Annotated in this window: 14 protein-coding genes and 2 tRNA genes; 8 read left to right on the top strand and 8 right to left on the bottom strand. The window is 71.8% G+C overall.

Translation table 11 applies throughout. From position 1 onward, the window contains the following. A partial coding sequence (locus tag ACTHMS_RS07825) for a GMC family oxidoreductase (RefSeq protein WP_440306101.1) occupies positions 1–1,466 on the top strand: 1,466 nt, incomplete at its 5' end. Positions 1,467–1,490: 24 nt separating this feature from the next. Here the strand turns inward: ACTHMS_RS07825 and ACTHMS_RS07820 are convergent. Both ACTHMS_RS07820 and ACTHMS_RS07815 read right to left on the bottom strand, forming a co-directional pair. Next, complete coding sequence (locus ACTHMS_RS07820; RefSeq protein WP_440306100.1) at positions 1,491–1,880, bottom strand: hypothetical protein; 390 nt, start codon at positions 1,878–1,880, stop codon at positions 1,491–1,493. 26 nt (positions 1,881–1,906) lie between these two features. Next, positions 1,907–2,908 (bottom strand): alcohol dehydrogenase, encoded by a 1,002-nt coding sequence (locus ACTHMS_RS07815; protein WP_440306099.1) that lies wholly within the window; start codon positions 2,906–2,908, stop codon positions 1,907–1,909. Positions 2,909–3,090: 182 nt separating this feature from the next. Between ACTHMS_RS07815 and ACTHMS_RS07810 the strand changes: the two genes are divergently transcribed. Then, positions 3,091–3,162 (top strand) — tRNA-Gln (locus ACTHMS_RS07810). Between the two features lie 46 nt (positions 3,163–3,208). Beyond that, positions 3,209–3,281 (top strand) — tRNA-Glu (locus tag ACTHMS_RS07805). 216 nt (positions 3,282–3,497) lie between these two features. On the opposite strand, the gene ACTHMS_RS07800 is transcribed toward ACTHMS_RS07805, so the two are convergent. Beyond that, positions 3,498–3,971 carry a hypothetical protein gene (locus ACTHMS_RS07800; RefSeq protein WP_440306098.1) on the bottom strand — a complete coding sequence of 158 codons (474 nt, stop codon included), beginning with the start codon at positions 3,969–3,971 and terminating at the stop codon, positions 3,498–3,500. Between the two features lie 340 nt (positions 3,972–4,311). Here ACTHMS_RS07800 and ACTHMS_RS07795 point away from each other — a divergent pair, with 340 nt between their 5' ends. The 3 genes from ACTHMS_RS07795 (at position 4,312) to ACTHMS_RS07785 (ending at position 5,904) form a co-directional block, all read left to right on the top strand. After that, positions 4,312–5,037, top strand: coding sequence for a UPF0158 family protein (locus ACTHMS_RS07795; RefSeq protein ID WP_440306097.1), 726 nt, complete (start codon positions 4,312–4,314; stop codon positions 5,035–5,037). Positions 5,038–5,114: 77 nt separating this feature from the next. Beyond that, positions 5,115–5,291: a hypothetical protein gene (locus ACTHMS_RS07790; RefSeq protein WP_440306096.1), complete on the top strand. Its 177-nt coding sequence runs from the start codon at positions 5,115–5,117 to the stop codon at positions 5,289–5,291. Positions 5,292–5,529: 238 nt separating this feature from the next. Continuing rightward, entirely contained in the window at positions 5,530–5,904 is a 375-nt protein-coding gene (locus ACTHMS_RS07785) for a hypothetical protein (protein WP_440306095.1), read from the top strand. A gap of 17 nt (positions 5,905–5,921) precedes the next feature. Here ACTHMS_RS07785 and ACTHMS_RS07780 read toward each other — a convergent pair whose 3' ends face one another. The 5 genes from ACTHMS_RS07780 to ACTHMS_RS07760 all read right to left on the bottom strand — a co-directional run bounded on the left by ACTHMS_RS07780 (position 5,922) and on the right by ACTHMS_RS07760 (position 14,292). Then, entirely contained in the window at positions 5,922–8,453 is a 2,532-nt protein-coding gene (locus tag ACTHMS_RS07780; RefSeq protein ID WP_440306094.1) for a DNA gyrase/topoisomerase IV subunit A, read from the bottom strand. A gap of 13 nt (positions 8,454–8,466) precedes the next feature. Continuing rightward, on the bottom strand, positions 8,467–10,527 hold the full coding sequence (locus ACTHMS_RS07775; protein WP_440306093.1) for a DNA gyrase/topoisomerase IV subunit B: 2,061 nt from the start codon (positions 10,525–10,527) through the stop codon (positions 8,467–8,469). A 120-nt stretch (positions 10,528–10,647) separates the two neighbouring features. Further along, positions 10,648–12,156, bottom strand: coding sequence for a phytoene desaturase family protein (crtI, locus tag ACTHMS_RS07770; protein WP_440306102.1), 1,509 nt, complete (start codon positions 12,154–12,156; stop codon positions 10,648–10,650). Between the two features lie 2 nt (positions 12,157–12,158). Further along, the gene (locus ACTHMS_RS07765; protein WP_440306092.1) at positions 12,159–13,226 is read right to left on the bottom strand and encodes a polyprenyl synthetase family protein; all 1,068 of its coding nucleotides are present in this window, start codon (positions 13,224–13,226) and stop codon (positions 12,159–12,161) included. 115 nt (positions 13,227–13,341) lie between these two features. Next, positions 13,342–14,292, bottom strand: a complete 951-nt coding sequence (locus ACTHMS_RS07760) for a MerR family transcriptional regulator (RefSeq protein ID WP_440306091.1) — start codon at positions 14,290–14,292, stop codon at positions 13,342–13,344. A 111-nt stretch (positions 14,293–14,403) separates the two neighbouring features. Here ACTHMS_RS07760 and ACTHMS_RS07755 point away from each other — a divergent pair, with 111 nt between their 5' ends. Further along, positions 14,404–15,027, top strand: a complete 624-nt coding sequence (locus ACTHMS_RS07755) for a DedA family protein (protein WP_440306090.1) — start codon at positions 14,404–14,406, stop codon at positions 15,025–15,027. Between the two features lie 74 nt (positions 15,028–15,101). Continuing rightward, a complete protein-coding gene (locus ACTHMS_RS07750) occupies positions 15,102–15,590 on the top strand; it encodes an EamA family transporter (RefSeq protein WP_440306089.1) in 489 nt (162 codons plus the stop codon). The last annotated feature ends 153 nt before the right edge of the window (positions 15,591–15,743 follow it).

Here is a 15,743-nt window from a genome sequence, read left to right as displayed (position 1 = left end):
AGCCCGGGATGATCGGGCCGATGCACAGCGTCCCCCAGCTGAAGAAGACGGTCGACTGGGGTCACTACACCGTCGAGCAGAAGCACGCGCTCGGCCGCAAGATCCCGCAGACGCACGGCAAGGTGCTCGGCGGGTCGAGCTCGATCAACGGCATGGTCTTCGTCCGCGGCAATCGCAAGAACTACGACGACTGGGCCGCCGAGGGCAACACCGGCTGGTCGTACGAGGACGTGCTGCCGGCGTTCCGGCGCTTCGAGTCCTTCGAGGACGGCGCCACCGACTACCGCGGCGGCAGCGGTCCGATCAAGGTGATCCGGGCCAAGGAGCTCACGCCCGCGTCCGAGAGCTTCATCGAGGCGCTCGCCGACACTGCGGGGGTCAAGAAGAACGAGGACTACAACGCCGCTGAGCAGGAGGGCGTCTCGATCTTCCAGCAGAGCAACAGCAACGGGCTGCGGTCGAGCACGTCGGTCGGCTACCTCGACACGAAGCCGGGCAACCTGACCGTGTTGCCGAAGACGCACGTCGCGAAGGTGACGATCGCGAACGGTCGCGCAACAGGTGTTGAGATCCTGACGAAGCAGGGACGCGAGACCATCCGCGCCGAGCGTGAGGTGATCCTCTCCGGCGGTGTCTACGGCTCGCCGCACGTGCTGATGCTCAGCGGCGTCGGCCCGGCCGACCACCTGCGCGCGTTCGGCATCGAGGTGCACGCCGACCTGCCCGTCGGCGACAACCTGCACGACCACCTGTTCGTGCCGATGAGCTTCGCGATGCCGACCGCCCTGCGGAAGCCGAATCCGTTCTACTTCGCCCGCGCCTTCGCGCGCGAGCGGTTCAGCACCGGCTCGACGTGGCTCGCCCGCAGCGTCTTCGAGGTCGTCGGCTTCGTGCGCACGCAGTACGCGCAGGAGATCCCCGACCTGCAGATCCACGTGCTGCCGTGGTCGTACCCCTCGCCGAACCAGGACGCCCCGATCCGCCACATCCCCGACCCGCGCCAGGCGCTGACGATCATGTCGACGCTGATCTACCCGCAGAGCCGCGGCACGTTCCGCCTCGCCTCGACCGACCCGCTCGCGTCCCCGCGCATCGACCCGAACTACCTGGACGAGCAGCGGGACATCGACACGCTCGTCGCCGGCATGGAGCTCATCCGCGAGACGATGGCCGCCCACCACATCGCCGGGGGAGTCGACTGCGAGATCGCGCCGGGCCCGCAGTATCCGACCCGTGAGTCGTTAACGAAGGAGGTGCTGAACCGGGCGACGACCGTCTACCACCCGGTCGGCACCTGCCGGATGGGCGTGGACGAGCGGGCCGTGGTCGACCCGCAGCTGCGCGTGCGCGGCATCGAAGGCCTGCGGGTCGCCGACGCCTCGATCATGCCGAGCATCACCGGCGGCAACACCAACGCACCGTCGATGATGATCGGCGAGAAGGCGGCGGAGCTCATCCTCGGCTGACCGCGGGTCGCGGGTACGCCGGCCTCAGTCGGGTTCGTGCGCGGTGAGCCAGGGGCGGCCGCACTGTGGGCAGTCGTCGGCGCGAGCCGGGTCGTCCGGCTCGAGCACGACCACCACACAGCCCGTCTCGGCCTCCAATCGGCGGCCGAGGCGCCGGCCGTCCTCGGTCCATCGCTCGCGCCACCCAGGCGGCTCCGTGCGCTCCTCGAACGGGACGACCTGCTGTTCCCACTCGCGACCCCAGGCGGCGAGGTCGGCTCGCAGCTGCGGGGACAGCTGCAGATCGGATCTGCCGACGCCGCGATCCCAGACGGGGAGCTCGGCGGCGTAGTCGGGGAACAGATCGAGCCGACGACGTCCGTCGCCCGGCTGCCCGCGAGCGCACCACCCGGCGTGACGTCCGAACTCGTCCACGACGCGATTGTGCAGCCGCGCCCGCGTCAGCGGGTCGTCAGCACCATCCGGAACCGCGCGTTGCCGTCCATCATGCGCTGGTAGGCGGCGTCGACGTCGGACAGCGGCGCCGTCTCGACCATCGGCCGCACGCCGGTGAGCGCGGCGAAGCGCAGCGTGTCCTCCGAATCCTTCGCCGATCCGGACGCGTGCCCCGCCACGGCGCGGCTGGCCATGATGAGATCGACGGCGTTCACGCTCAGCGGCTGGTCAGGCACGCCGACGACGACGAGCCGGCCGCGGGCGCGCAGGCCGCCGACGGTGGCGGTCATGGCGTCGTTGTTGGTGACCGTGGCGAGCACGGTCTTCGCCCCGCCGAGGTCGGTGAGCGCCTTGGCGACGTCCGTGGCCGTGCTGTCGAGGTAGTGGTGCGCGCCGAGCTGCTCGGCGTACTGCTGCTTCTCGGCGCCGCGGGCGATGTCGACGGTCTCGAAGCCCATCTTCGCGGCGTACTGGACGCCCAGGTGTCCCCGTACGCCGAGCCCGATGACCGCGACGACGTCGCCGGGCCGCGCGCCGCTCTCGCGCAGCGCGTTGTACGTGGTGACACCCGCGCACATCAGCGGTGCAGCCTCTTCGTCGCTCAGCGCATCGGGGATGGCGGCCAGGGCGTCGGCGGGTGCCACGACGTATTCGGCGTACCCGCCGTCCGAAGTCAGGCCCGTCGTCCTCCCGACCTGGCAGGAGATGAAGTCGCCGTCGCGGCACGGGGCGCACACGAAGCAGGCACCGCCGAACCAGCCGATGCCGACCCGCTGCCCGGGTCGCCACTGCTCGACGCCGTCACCGACCGCCTCGACCTCGCCGGCGACCTCGTGACCCGGGACGCGCGGGTATGCGCTGGCGAAGCCGCCCGAGACCATCGAGTCGCTGTGGCAGATGCCGCAGGCGTTGACCCGGACGAGCACCTGCCCGCGTCCGGGCTCCGGGCGCTCGCGCTCGACCTGCTCGAAACCGCCACCCTGCTGTGCCACCTGCACTGCGCGCATGATCTTCCCGTCGTCGATCGGAATTGGTTGTCCGCTCAACGGGTACCCATGACACCGTCGCGGCTCACCGAGCCGTGTCACCGTCCGGCGTCCATGAGCGGCGACAGGGGCGTGTACGTCGGCCGCGCGGGCATCGGGTAGAGTTCACTGTCGGTCCGGGTGACAACCCAGGCCGCATCCCATGGGGTATGGGGTAATTGGCAGCCCAACTGATTCTGGTTCAGTTAGTCTAGGTTCGAGTCCTGGTACCCCAGCGCAGTGCAGCTCGACCCAGCACGATCGCAGTACGGAAGTTTCTGGGGCCCCGTCGTCTAGTGGCCCAGGACGCCGCCCTCTCAAGGCGGTAGCGCCGGTTCGAATCCGGTCGGGGCTACACCCCTGAACCCCCCAGTGCCCTGGGGGGTTCAGTCGTTTTCGAGTTCGCGAGAGATCGACCGGTAAGGCGCATCCCTGTCGTCATGCTGCGCGACGCGTTCCGCCCGAGCCGACGTCATTTGCGGCGCGGATGCAACCGCGCAGAGAGACGGCGAACGTCCAATTGGGTGAGTGCCACGACCCCGATGATCATGGCGGTCTCCAGCGCGATCCCTCATGGGGAGCGGAGAGTCGACGTGAGGACCGAGCCGTAGGTGTGTTGAGCCAGTGACGCCGCCCCGACGTAGATCGAGTAGCTGACGACCCGCCCGGCGAAGAATGCCGCTGTCAACGGCAACAATGGAACGGACAAGATCCCCGCGGCTTCGAAGAGCTGAGCAGACGGGAGCGGCGACAGCGCGAAGAGGCCGAGCCCGACCGCCGCCCCGACACGGTGACCTGTCAGCGCGTCCTTCGCGGCCTGGAGATTCTCGCGCCGGCGCTCGCTCAAGCGGCCGCGGACCTGTCTCGTCGCGAGGGCGAGCAGGTAGCGTCCAGAGCCTGCTGCCGTCGCGCCGACCACGACAAGGGCAACACCGTTGAGGTGCCAGTGGAGCTTGAGCAGCACCAGCACGGCCCACGACGGTGGACCGAAGGCCGGAATCAGGTTGATCCCGAAGACGATCCCGGCGGCCGCGAGATACAGCATGTGCCGATCACCCGAGCCGAGGCATGACACGCCGCTCATGGCGGCCTGCCCGGTGCGCCTCAGCGTGGGGATCCACCAACTCGAGACGGGCCACCGCCGCAGCGTAGTGGCCGGTACGCCGTGTCAGCAGTGCCTTCGGACTGGCGCCGGCAGGACCTCGTCAGGCCGGAGAACCCCCTGATGCACCTCGACACCACGTCGAAGGCGGTGCAGCTGCGCTCCCGCCGCTGCGACAGTGGCCTACCGAGCGCTGAGTCGCCTCGGCATCGACCAGGCGGGGTCGGGTATCGACGTTCCCATTCGCGGACGACGTGGGGGCTTGGCGGGGCAGGATGGCGATGTGGAGCACGAGCGGGCGCGAGCGGTGCGGGCGGTGCTGCACGGCGGCGACGGTCAGGCGGCGTTGCGGCTGGCGGTCGAGCTCGGACTCGACGGCCCGCTGCAGCGGGTGGGCGAGCTCGTCCTGGTCGCCCTGGCGAGCGACGCTGCTTCGGCGGAGTTGTTCGCGCGGCGGTGCGCTGCCGCGCTGCACCGGCGCGGCGCCGCCGGCGACGAGGAGCTCGCGGATGCGATCGACCATGCCCGCGGGATCCGCGACGGCATTCCCGACCTCACGCCGCTCCACGCCGACCTCGACCAGCTTGCCGATCTGCTCGACGGTGGCGCCGACGCTGAGGGCGGACGACTCGACCTGACCACGGGCGAGAGCTGGCCGGAGTCCACCTTCGACGACGACGCCGGACTCGACGTCTTCGGGGGCGACGAGGACGGGGGAGTGACCGACGAGGACGCCCGCTGGCTCGACGTCGAGCCGCTCGGGTCGCGGGCGGCCTACCGCGACATGGTCGACTTCGCCGCGACGCGCACCGACGACCGGTTGCGGCGTCGTCTCGAGTCCGCGATCGAAGGCCGCGGCGCGTTCCGGCGGTTCAGGGACGCGCTGGCCGACTCGCCGGAGGACCGGGACGAGTGGTTCACCTTCGCCGACGACCGCCGCCGCGGTCGGGCTCGCGAGTGGTTGGCTGCGGCCGGCTACCGGGCTGTCCCTCGCGCCGACCAGGCCTGACCTCGACCGCGCTCGGTCGTGCGGCCGCCTTCCCGCATGATCTCGGCGGGAGGCCGAGCGTTGCTACCCTGCGCCGCGTGACGGTCCTGGGCGTCCTGCTCGCCGTGGGCGTCGTCGTCTGCCTCGACCTCTGGGTACTGCTGGATGCGCGGCAGTGGGCGAGGCGGGGAACGCCGGTCGTCCTCCGTCTCGGCGCCCTGACGATCGAGACCCCTGAGGCCTGGGCCGTGGCCTGCTTGTTGGTCTTCGTGTAATCGTGCCGATCTACGTCGTCGCGCGACGCTCCTGATCACGACGGCCGCTGTGCCTGCGAAGGACCGTGCCACTGTCGTCGCGCGGCGCAACGCTCTGGTCGGTCAGTCGGCGGCCCGGACGACCAGGGTCGATCTCGGGCCTTCCCCCGATGCCGCCAACACCTGTCCGCACGAGGATCGCGATGTGCGTTCCGCCGCGGCTCACCCAATCGGACGAAGTCGTGCGACGCGGACGTTGGTGCACGCCGGTCTGATCGGCACCGCCGTCCTGTCCCTCGTCCTCGAGCCGGACCTGGCGCTCCACATCGGCCTGGGACTCGCGTTCGTCTGGCTGGTCGTCGTCCATCTCGCGCAGCGCCGACGAACCGGTCGGCGGCTGCTGCGGTCGCTGGCCCCACCTCGACCGTTCGCGTCGCCCAGCAGCAGGCTCGCGACGTCCGACGCCATCCTGACCCTGCTGACCGCAGGGATGCTCGTCTCAGGCCTGTGGGACTGGCTGGACGGGCGCACCCGCATCCGCCGGCACGCGCTGACCGGCGTGATCCTCGCGGCCTACCTGGTCGTCCACTCCTGGCGCCGGCGCCGCCGCCTCAGGCGGTCCGTCGTCACCTGACCATCCCGGCCGTTCGACTACTCGCGCTCGATCTGATGGCCGAGCAGAGCGGGGCCCGTCATGGTGACGCCGGAACCACCGCGACGCGGGTCGGGATCGGGCAGCGTCACGGGGTCACCGGTGCGGGTGCAGCCGATCGGACGCGTGCCGGCCCATCCGACCGCGATGGTGGTGCTCTGCCCGGCGAGGTACCGCAGCGTCGCGACACCGCCGGTGGCGCGTCCCTTCGCGGGGTACTCCGACAGCGGCGTCACCTTCACCTGGTCGCCGCTCGAGACGACGACCTGTGGCTCGCCGTGCGCGGTGTCGTCGGTGCGGACCGCGCCGAACCAGACCACGTGCGCACCGGCCGCCAGGTTGATGCCGGCCATGCCGCCGCCCGACAGCCCCTGCGGGCGCACCTTCGCCGCGTCGAAGCGCAGCACCTGCCCGTCGCTCGACACGAACACCATGTCCGCCGGACCGGACAGCCACGTCGTCCCGACGACCTCGTCGCCGTCGGCGAGCCCGATGACGTCGAAGACGTCCGAGCGCACCGGCCATTCCGGACGCGTCACCTTGACCTGACCGTGCTTCGTGCCGAGCGCCAGACCGATGGCGGTGTCGGGCACGGCCAGCGGCGCCAGGCCGATCACGCGTTCGCCGGGACGCAGACCGCTCGCGATCTCGGTGCCCGAGACACCGCCGCGCAGCGAGAGCACGCCCGCGTGCTCGGGCAGCGTCGGCAGGGTGAGCACGTCGGTCTTGACCGCCCGCCCGTGGTTGGTCAGCAGCAGCACCTGTCCGCGGGCCGTCGCCTCGACGGTGGCGGCGATGACGTCGTGCTTGGTGCGGGCCGAGCGGCGGCGTCCGGTCTCGGTGACCTCCTCCGACGCCGCGGCCGTGCGGGCCACGAGGCCGGTCGCCGACAGCACCACCTGGCACGGGTCGTCGGCCACCTCGAGCGGGCCGGCCGGCACCGACGCCGCCAGCACCTGCTTGAGGTCACCGTCGAGCAGCGTCGTGAGCCGCGGCGACGCGTGGTCCTTCGCCACGGCGGCGAGCTCGTCGGACACGACGGTGCGCAACAGGTCGTCACTGTCGAGGATCGCCTGCAGCTGCGCGATGAGCTCGGTGAGCGACGCCCACTCGGTACGCAGCGTCTCGACCTCGAGGTTGACCAGGCGCCGCAGCGGCATGTCGAGGATGTGCGCGGCCTGAACCTCGTCGAGGCTGCGGGTCACCTGCCGGCCACCCAGCCGCACCCGGACGCCGGCGAGCTCGGCCACCAGCCGGGTCTTCGCCTCCGCCGTGTCCAAGCTGGCGCGGATGATCCGCACGACCTGGTCGATGTTGTCGAGCGCGATGAGCATGCCCTCGACGAGGTGGCGCCGCTCCTCGGCGCGGCGCAGCCGGTAGCGCGTGCGGCGGGTGACGACCTCGAAGCGATGGTCGAGGAAGACCTCGAGCAGCTGCTTGAGCCCGAGCACCTGCGGCTTGCCGTTGACCAGCACGTTGTTGTTGATGCCGAACGACACCTCCATCGGCGTGAGCCGGTAGAGGTCGGCGAGCAGGGCCTGCGGGTTCACGCCCGCCTTGCACTCGATGACCATGCGCTCACCGTCGGTGGTCATGTCGGTCAGGGTCTTCACGTCCGCGATGCCCTGCAGCCGCTTCTCGCCGGTCTGCTTCTGGATCGCCTCGATCACCTTCACCGGGCCGATGCCGTACGGGAACTCGGTGATCGTGATCGCCTGCCGCCCGCGGCTGCCGGCGAGCGGCCCGATCTCGACGCGGGCGCGGATGCGCACCACACCGCGGCCGGTCTCGTAGGCGCTGCGCACGGCGTCGAGGCCGAGCAGGATGCCGCCGGTCGGCAGGTCGGGCCCCGGCACGAAGCTCATCAGCTTGTCGAGCGTCGCGTTCGGGTGCTTCACCAGCCACCGCGTCGCGGCGATCACCTCGCCGAGGTTGTGCGGGATCATGTTCGTCGACATGCCGACCGCGATGCCGTCGGCGCCGTTGACCAGCAGGTTCGGGAAGGCCGCGGGCAGCACCACCGGCTCGACGCCCGAACCGTCGTAGGTCGGGCGGAAGTCGACCGTCTCCTCGTCCGTGCCGTCGACGAGCAGGGTCGCGACCGGCGAGAGGCGGCACTCGGTGTACCGGGACGCGGCCGCGCCGTCGTCGAGCGTGCCCCAGGCGCCGTGCCCGTCGATCAACGGGGTGTTCTGCTGGAAGTCCTGCGCCATCCGGACCATCGTGTCGTAGATCGACGCGTCACCGTGCGGGTGGAACTTGCCCATCACCTCGCCGACCACGCGCGACGACTTCACGTAGCCGCGCTCGGGACGCAGTCCCATCTGCGCCATCGCGAACATGATCCGCCGCTGCGACGGCTTCAGGCCGTCGCGCGCGTCGGGCAGCCCCCGCGCGGTGATGACCGAGTAGCCGTACTCGCCGTAGGACTTCTGCACCTCCTCGTGCAGCGGCGTGTCGATCACCCGGGCGCCCGGCGTGTCGAACGCCGCCAGGTTGATCGTCTGCTTCGTGCTCTCCCTGCGTGCCATCAGCCCCGTGCCCTCACGCGTCGATCGCCTCGCGGTCGACCTGGTCGGAGTACTCGACCAGCCAGTCCTTCCGCGGCTCGACCTTGTTGCCCATCAGCAGTTCCAGCACCCGCTCGGCCTCGGCGGCGTCCTCCATCGTGATGCGGCGGACGGTGCGGCGGGCGGGATCCATCGTGGTGGCCCAGAGCTCGGCCGCGTCCATCTCGCCGAGACCCTTGAACCGCTGGATCGGCTTCACGACCTGCTTGCCCTCGGCCTCGAGCCGCGCGACGGTCTGCTCCATCTCGGCCTGGGTGTAGGTGAAGATCGTCTCCGGGGTGCGGCCCTTCGTCGTGATCTGGTGCAGCGGCGGCATCGCCGCGAACAGCCGCCCCGACTCGATCACCGGCGTCAGGTACTTGTAGATCAGCGTGATCAGCAGCACCCGGATGTGCGAGCCGTCGACGTCCGCGTCGGCCATGATCATCACCCGGCCGTAGCGCATGGACGCGAGGTCGAAGCTGCGCCCCGACCCGGCGCCGAGCACCTGGATGATCGAGGCGATCTCCTTGTCCTTGAAGGCGTCCGCGAGCGACGCCTTCTGCACGTTGAGCACCTTGCCGCGCAGCGGCAGGATCGCCTGGTACTCGGCGGACCGGCCCTTCTTCGCGCTGCCCGCGGCGCTGTCGCCCTCGACGAGGAACAGCTCGGACCGCTCGACGCCCGTCGACCGGCAGTCGGCGAGCTTCGCCGGCATGGAGGCGCCCTCGAGCGCGGTCTTGCGCCGGGCCGCGTCCTTGTGCCCCTTCTCGGCGATGCGCACCCGAGAGGCGTTGACGATCTTCTCGAGGACGACGCGGGCCTGGGCCTTCGACTTCCGGTCGGTGAGCCAGCCCTTGAGCCCCTGCTCGACGACGGCCTGCACCGCCTTGCCGACACCCGCCGTCGAGAGCTCGTCCTTGGTCTGCGACGTGAACTGCGGCTCGGGCACACGGACGTGCACGACGGCGGTCATGCCCTCGACGATGTCGTCGAGCACCGGCGCCGGCTCCTTCGGCTTCAGCAGCCCGCGGGTGCCGTTGACCGCCTCGACGATCGTGCGGGTCAGCGCGCGCTCGAAGCCCTTGCGGTGCGTGCCGCCGTTGGCGTTGCCGATGACGTTCGTGAAGGACTCGACCACGGTGCTGTAGCCGGTGCCCCAGCGCAGCGCGACCTCGACCTCGCAGGTGCGCTCGACGTTGCTCTGCATGACACCGTGCTCGTCGGCGGCGTTCTCGCGGTAGCTGCCGGTGCCGGTGAAGATGACCGTGTCGGTGACCGGCCGCTCGTCGGGCGGCCCGTAGAACTCGACCATCTCACTGAGGCCGCCGGGGTAGTGGAAGGTCTGCTCGTCGATCGAGCCCTCGCGCGCGTCGCGCAGCACCAGCGTCAGGCCCTGCACGAGGAACGCGGTGTTGCGCATCTTGGCGACGAGCACGTCGGCCTGGAAGGCGGCCTCGCGGTCGAAGTACGCCGGGTCGTACCAGTACCGGATCGAGGTGCCGGTGCGGCCCTTGGGCGAGCGGCCGGTCACCCGCAGGCCGGGGGACGCGGTGAACTTCGCCTTGGGGCCGGGGCCGGCGAACTCACCGGCGACACCGTGGCGGAACGAGACCTCGTACACCTTGCCGTCGCGGCGCACCGTCGCGTCGAGCCGCAGCGACAGCGCGTTCACCACCGCGGCGCCGACGCCGTGCAGGCCGCCGGAGGTGTTGTAGGTCTTCGAGCTGAACTTGCCGCCGGCGTGCAGTTCGGACAGCACGAGTTCGAGCGCCGAGCGCTGCGCCTTCGTGTTCATGCCGACGGGGATGCCCCGGCCGTCGTCGGCGACCTCCACCGAGCCGTCCGGGTGCAGCGTCACCTCGATCCGCGAGCAGAACCCGGCGACCGCCTCGTCGACGCTGTTGTCGAGGATCTCGGAGACGAGGTGGTTGACCCCGCGGCTGTCCGTCGAGCCGATGTACATCCCGGGACGCTTGCGGACGGCGTCCAGCCCACGCAGGTGGACGATGTCGTCGGCGTCGTAGGAGTCGTCGAGTGCCGTCGCGGCCTTCACGATGCGGCCTTTCCCGTTGCAGCAGCAGGTGTCAGCGCGACAGTACTTCCACCCACCGACAACATCCGGGAACGGCACCCGGCGGCGATGACCCCGGTCTCGCGGCGGCCGCCGCGGCGCTCACCCGCCGACGCGCCGCCGCACCGCCCCGGTCACGCGCTCGGCGGCAAGCCGGCCGGAGAGCAGCACCATCGGCACGCCGACGCCCGGCTGGGTGTTCGAACCGCAGAAGACGAGGTTCTCGACGTGGCGGTCGAGCGTCGGGAGGCGGAACGGGCCGCTCTGCCGCAGCAGGTGGGCCGCCGCGAACGGCGCGCCCGCCGCCATGCCCTGGGCCTGCCAGTCGGCGGGCGTCACCAGGTGCTCGACCTCGATCGCCGAACCGAAGCCCTCGAAACCGCGCTGTTCGAGCGTCTCGACCATGTGGTCGCGGTAGCGCGGGGCCTCGCGCTGCCAGTCGATCGGCCGGTCGTGCTGCAGGTGCGGCGTCGGGAAGAGCACGAAGCAGCTGTCGGCGCCGTCCGGCGCGAGCGACCGGTCGGTCTTCGACCCGATGCTCACGAGCACCGACGGGTCGCTCATCGTGCGGCCGTCGTGGATGATCTCGTCGAAGGTGCTGTCCCACGCGCGTCCGAACGAGATGGTGTGGTGGCGGGCGTCCGGGTACTGCTTGCGCACGCCCGCGTAGAGCACGACGCACGACGGTGAGTACCGCAGGCGCCGCAGCCGTCGCGGCGCGAGCTCGGGCGGCAGCAGCTCGCGATAGGCGGTCGGCAGGTCGGCGTTGACGATCACCACGTCGGCCGGGACGCGCTCACCTGCGGCGGTGTGCACGGCGATCGCGCGGCCACCGCTGGTCTCGATCCGGCTGACGCGCGTGCCGTAACGGACCTCGACGCCGTGCTTCTCGGCGGCGGACGCGAGCGCGCGGGGCAGCGCGTGCATGCCCCCACGCGGGAAGAACACCCCGCGGACGCAGTCCATGTAGGTGATCACGGCGTAAACGGCGAGCGCCTCGGCGGGCGCGAGGCCCGCGTACATCGCCTGGAACGAGAACAGCTTCTGCAGCCGCGGGTCGTCGACGTAGCGGGCCACGCGCGGCGCCAGCCTGCCGAACGCGCCGAGCCGTAGCAGCTGCAGCGCCGGCCGGCCGAGCAGCTGCCACGGCGCGTCCAGGTTGCGGTCGATGAAGCTGTCGATCTCGACGTCGTACAGCCGGCGCAGGTACTTCACGAACTGCCGGTAGCCCTCGGCGTCCTTCGCGCCGCTGGTGGCGCGGATGGTCTCGGCCATGACCTCGGTGTCGGTGTGCACGTCGAGCGAGGTGCCGTCGGCGAAGCGGGCGCGGTACGCCGGGTCGAGCCGGTCGAGGGTGAGCCAGTCGTCCATCGACTCGCCGACGGCCGCGAAAGTGTCGGCGACGATCTCCGGCATCGTCAGCACGCTGGGGCCGGTGTCGAAGGTGTACCCGTCGCGCTCGAGGATGCCTGCTCGCCCGCCAGGGACGTCGGCCGCCTCGAGCAGCGTCACCTGCCGGCCGGTGTTGGCGAGGTTGAGCGCCGCCGAGAGCCCGCCGAGCCCCGCGCCGACGATGACGACGCGATCGGTGCGTCCGGGGACGGTGCGCAGGCTCATCCGACGACCTCGGCGTCGGCGACGGTGATGCCGAGGCGGACGCGCAGGTGCGGCGCGACCCGCGTCGCGAGCAGCGTCTCGACGTACCGGCGCGGCCAGTCGGCGAAGTCGGCGATCGTGGCCAGGCCGGCGGCGTCGACCGCCGCCTCGGCGCGGGCCGCGTGCCGTCGCGCGATGACCACCGCGTCGGCGACCGCGCCGCAGTCGAGGATGAGTGCGACCGCGCGATCGGTGTCGTCCTTCGTCGCGGCCGGCGTGATGAGCGTGGTCAGCTCGGGCACCCGCTCGAGGGCGATCGCCGTCGGCACACCGATGACCCCGGCGCGCACGTCGGCGCCGGCCGGCTTGCCGAGCAGCTCGGTGGTCGACGCGAGGTCGAGCACGTCGTCGACCACCTGCAGCGCGATGCCGAACTCGGCACCGAACTCGCCGAGCGCCTCGATGACACCGTCCGGCAGGTGGGCGGCCATCGCGCCGAGCACGGCGGCTGCGCGCAGCAGGCTGCCGGTCTTGTCGTTCGCGATCTCGAGCGCGTCGAGGACGGTGGTGGTCATGTCGAAGCGGTGCTCGTCCTCGCGTGCCTGCCCCGCGCACAGCTGGGCAAGGGTGGCGATCAGCTCGGCGAGCGCGAAGGGGCCGAGCCCGAGGGCGGCGGTGTTCGCGGCCGCAATGAGGAAGTCACCCGTGACGATCGCCGTGGCGTCACCGTCCTCGACGGCGACGGTCGGGCGGCCGCGGCGCTCGTCGGCGCGGTCGATGATGTCGTCGTGTACGAGCGTCGCGCAGTGCAGCAGCTCGACCGCTGCGGCGGCGCGGTAGGCCTCCGGGGTCGGGTCGCCGACCAGGCCGGCGACCGCGAGGCTCAGCCCTGGACGCACCATCTTGCTGGACGCGTGGGTGAGGCGCCGAGCCGGTCGCACCAGCGGGCCGCCGAGCGAGAGCAGCACCTCGTCGATGCGGGCGAGGACGGCGCTGCGCTGCTCGCCGGTCACCGCCCGCCAGGACGTCGCGCGGGCCGGACGGCCGATCGGCGCCGGGGTGTGGTGGCTGAGCGTGGAGGTCATCGCGGTGTCCGATCGGTGAGGGGGTTGGTGCGGGGTTGTGACGAGGAGGGCGACGCGCCCTCGTTGGAAACTTGCACAGATTGTGGTGGCGCGAAACGTCCGCGCCGTGTGGCGGTCACCGCGCGCCCGCGCCGAGGAGTGCCAGGGCGTCGGGCAGGCTGGCGGCGAGACGCGCGCCTTCGGGCAGCGCGCCCCGACTCCAGCCCGGGCCACCGACGACGACCTGGATGGCCGGACGCGTGCGGGGGAGTGCGGCCAGCAGTTCGGCGCCGCGCACCGGTTCGTCCAGGATCGGTTGCTGCATCTGCCGCCAGATGAAGACGGCGCGCGGGCCGGTGCGCCTGGCCGCTGCGGCGAGCGCCTCGACCGGCAGGCGCGCACCGAGCAGACGGTGCGGCACGCGCGCCTCGGCGAGTGCTGCGGCGAGCACGTGCAGCGGCAGGACGTGCAGGTCTTCGGGGAAGCAGGCCAGCAGCACCGGGCGGCCCGGAACGGGCGGTGGCTGGCGGCTGCGGTGGGCCCGCAGCTCGTCGGCGGTGACCTCGCTCAACAGATGTTCCACATCGATGCCCTCGCCCGTCCGCGCCCAGCGGGCGCCGGCGGCGATGAGCACGGGTCGCAGGATCTCCTGCCACGTCTCGACGGCGCCGCGCTCGACGAGGAGTTGCCGGATGCGGTCGCCGGTCGCCTCGGCGTCCAGCCGGCTCGCGGCCCGCGCGATGCCGCGGCTCTCGGGCGACGCGCCGGGCACGGCCAGCACGCGACCGCCCGGCCCGCCACGCTGTGGCAGCTCGACGTCGCCCAGGCTCTCGAGCCCGGCATCCGCGTCGGCGGCGAGCACGGCCGCCGCGGCGCGTGCGGGTGTCGCGCCCGCTGCGACGAGTTGCTGCATGCGGGCGAGCCGGCGCAGGTCGGCGCGGCTGTACCGGCGGTGACCCCCGCTCGTGGTGGCCGACGGCGTGAGGCCGTACCGGTGCCCCCAGCTGCGAAGCGTCTCGGGTGCCACACCCAGGCGTGCGGCAGCGGCACCGATCGAGTACCCGTCAGCCCCGACTGCCTGTGCCACCGCGCGCTCCACATCGTCCGACCCTGACGCGGAGCCTACCTCACTTGCACAGGTTTCAAACTTGGGATGTGACCAGGGTTGCGCGGCGTCGGACAGGGGTACGCACGACGCATGGGACATGTGCTCGACGGCATCCTGCGGTTGCCTCCCGCCCTGGTGCTGGCGCTCGTGTTCCTGCTGCCCGCGCTCGAGGCGTCCGCGTTCGTGGGGGTGGTGCTGCCGGGCGAGATCGGCGTCGTGCTCGGCGGCGTGCTCGCCAATCAGCACAAGCTCTCGCTCACGGCCGTGCTCGTCGCAGGGATCGCCGGCGCGGTGATCGGCGACTCGATCGGCTTCTGGGTCGGCCAGCGCTACGGCGAGCGCATCCTGCGGCGCATCCCCGACCGCCTGCTGTCGGACGAGAAGCTGCACCGTGCCGAGGACAGCCTGCGGCGACTCGGCGGCAAGAGCGTCTTCGTCGGTCGGTTCACGGCGGCACTGCGCGCGCTCGTGCCCGGGCTGGCCGGGATGAGCCGGCTGCCCTACGGACGCTTCCTCGCCTGGAACGTCGCCGGGGGCGCGATCTGGGCCACGGCGTTCGTCCTGATCGGCTACCTCGCCGGGTCGCAGTACCACCGGGTCGAGCGGTATGCGAACTACGTCGGCATCGCCCTGCTGGTCGTGATCGCCGCCGTCGTGCTCGTGCGCCGCTACCGCTCGCGGCGGGCCGAGCGCGCCGAGGCCGTCGGGCGCTGAGCCCCCGGCCCGGCGACCCGGGTTCCCGTATCACCGACTGGGTGCCGTGCTCCTGTCGTGGACGGGAGGTCGCGATGAGCACGCTGCGCCCCGCCGTCCTGCTCGTCGTCGCCGCGGCGCTGTGGGGCGCCGCGGTCACGGGCACCAAGTTCGCCGTGCAGGCGTTCGGCCCGGCCACCCTGCTCGCGGTCGAGCTCGTCACCGCGACAGCGGCGCTCTGGGCGATGCTGCTGCGGCGGGGATACCGGCCGCCGTCGTCGTGGCGCGCGGTCGTCGTGCTCGGCGCGCTCGAGCCGGGCCTCGCCTACCTCTGCCAGACGCTGGGCCTCGCGCGCACCAGCGCGGGCAACGGCGCGCTCATCGCCGGACTCGAGGCCCCGCTGGTGGTGGCGCTCGCCCTGGCGGTGCTGCACGAACGGCTCACCGTGCGACTGGTCGCCGGCCTGGCCGGTGGGCTGGCGGGTGCGGTCGTCATCGACGGGGCCGGCTGGACGGGCGGCTCGGCACTCTCTGGAACCACGCGATGGGTGCCGCGCACGTGCACGTCACCGCGGTCGTCGTGAACCTCATCCCGGTCTTCGGGCTCGCCGGCGCGGTGGTCGTGCTCGGCGAGTCGCTCACCGCGGCCCGACTCGCCGGCGGCGTGCTCGTCGTCGGGTCGGTGCTGCTCTCGAGTCGGGCGGGCCGCCGGGCCGGGGGGGGGCGGCCCGCCCGCC

Origin of the sequence: Jatrophihabitans sp., assembly GCF_051960575.1 — a bacterium.
Classification (GTDB): domain Bacteria; phylum Actinomycetota; class Actinomycetes; order Mycobacteriales; family Jatrophihabitantaceae; genus JBQCEE01.
The sequence above is the reverse complement of the archived record's forward strand: the minus strand, read 5'-3'. Positions and strand labels throughout refer to the sequence as shown.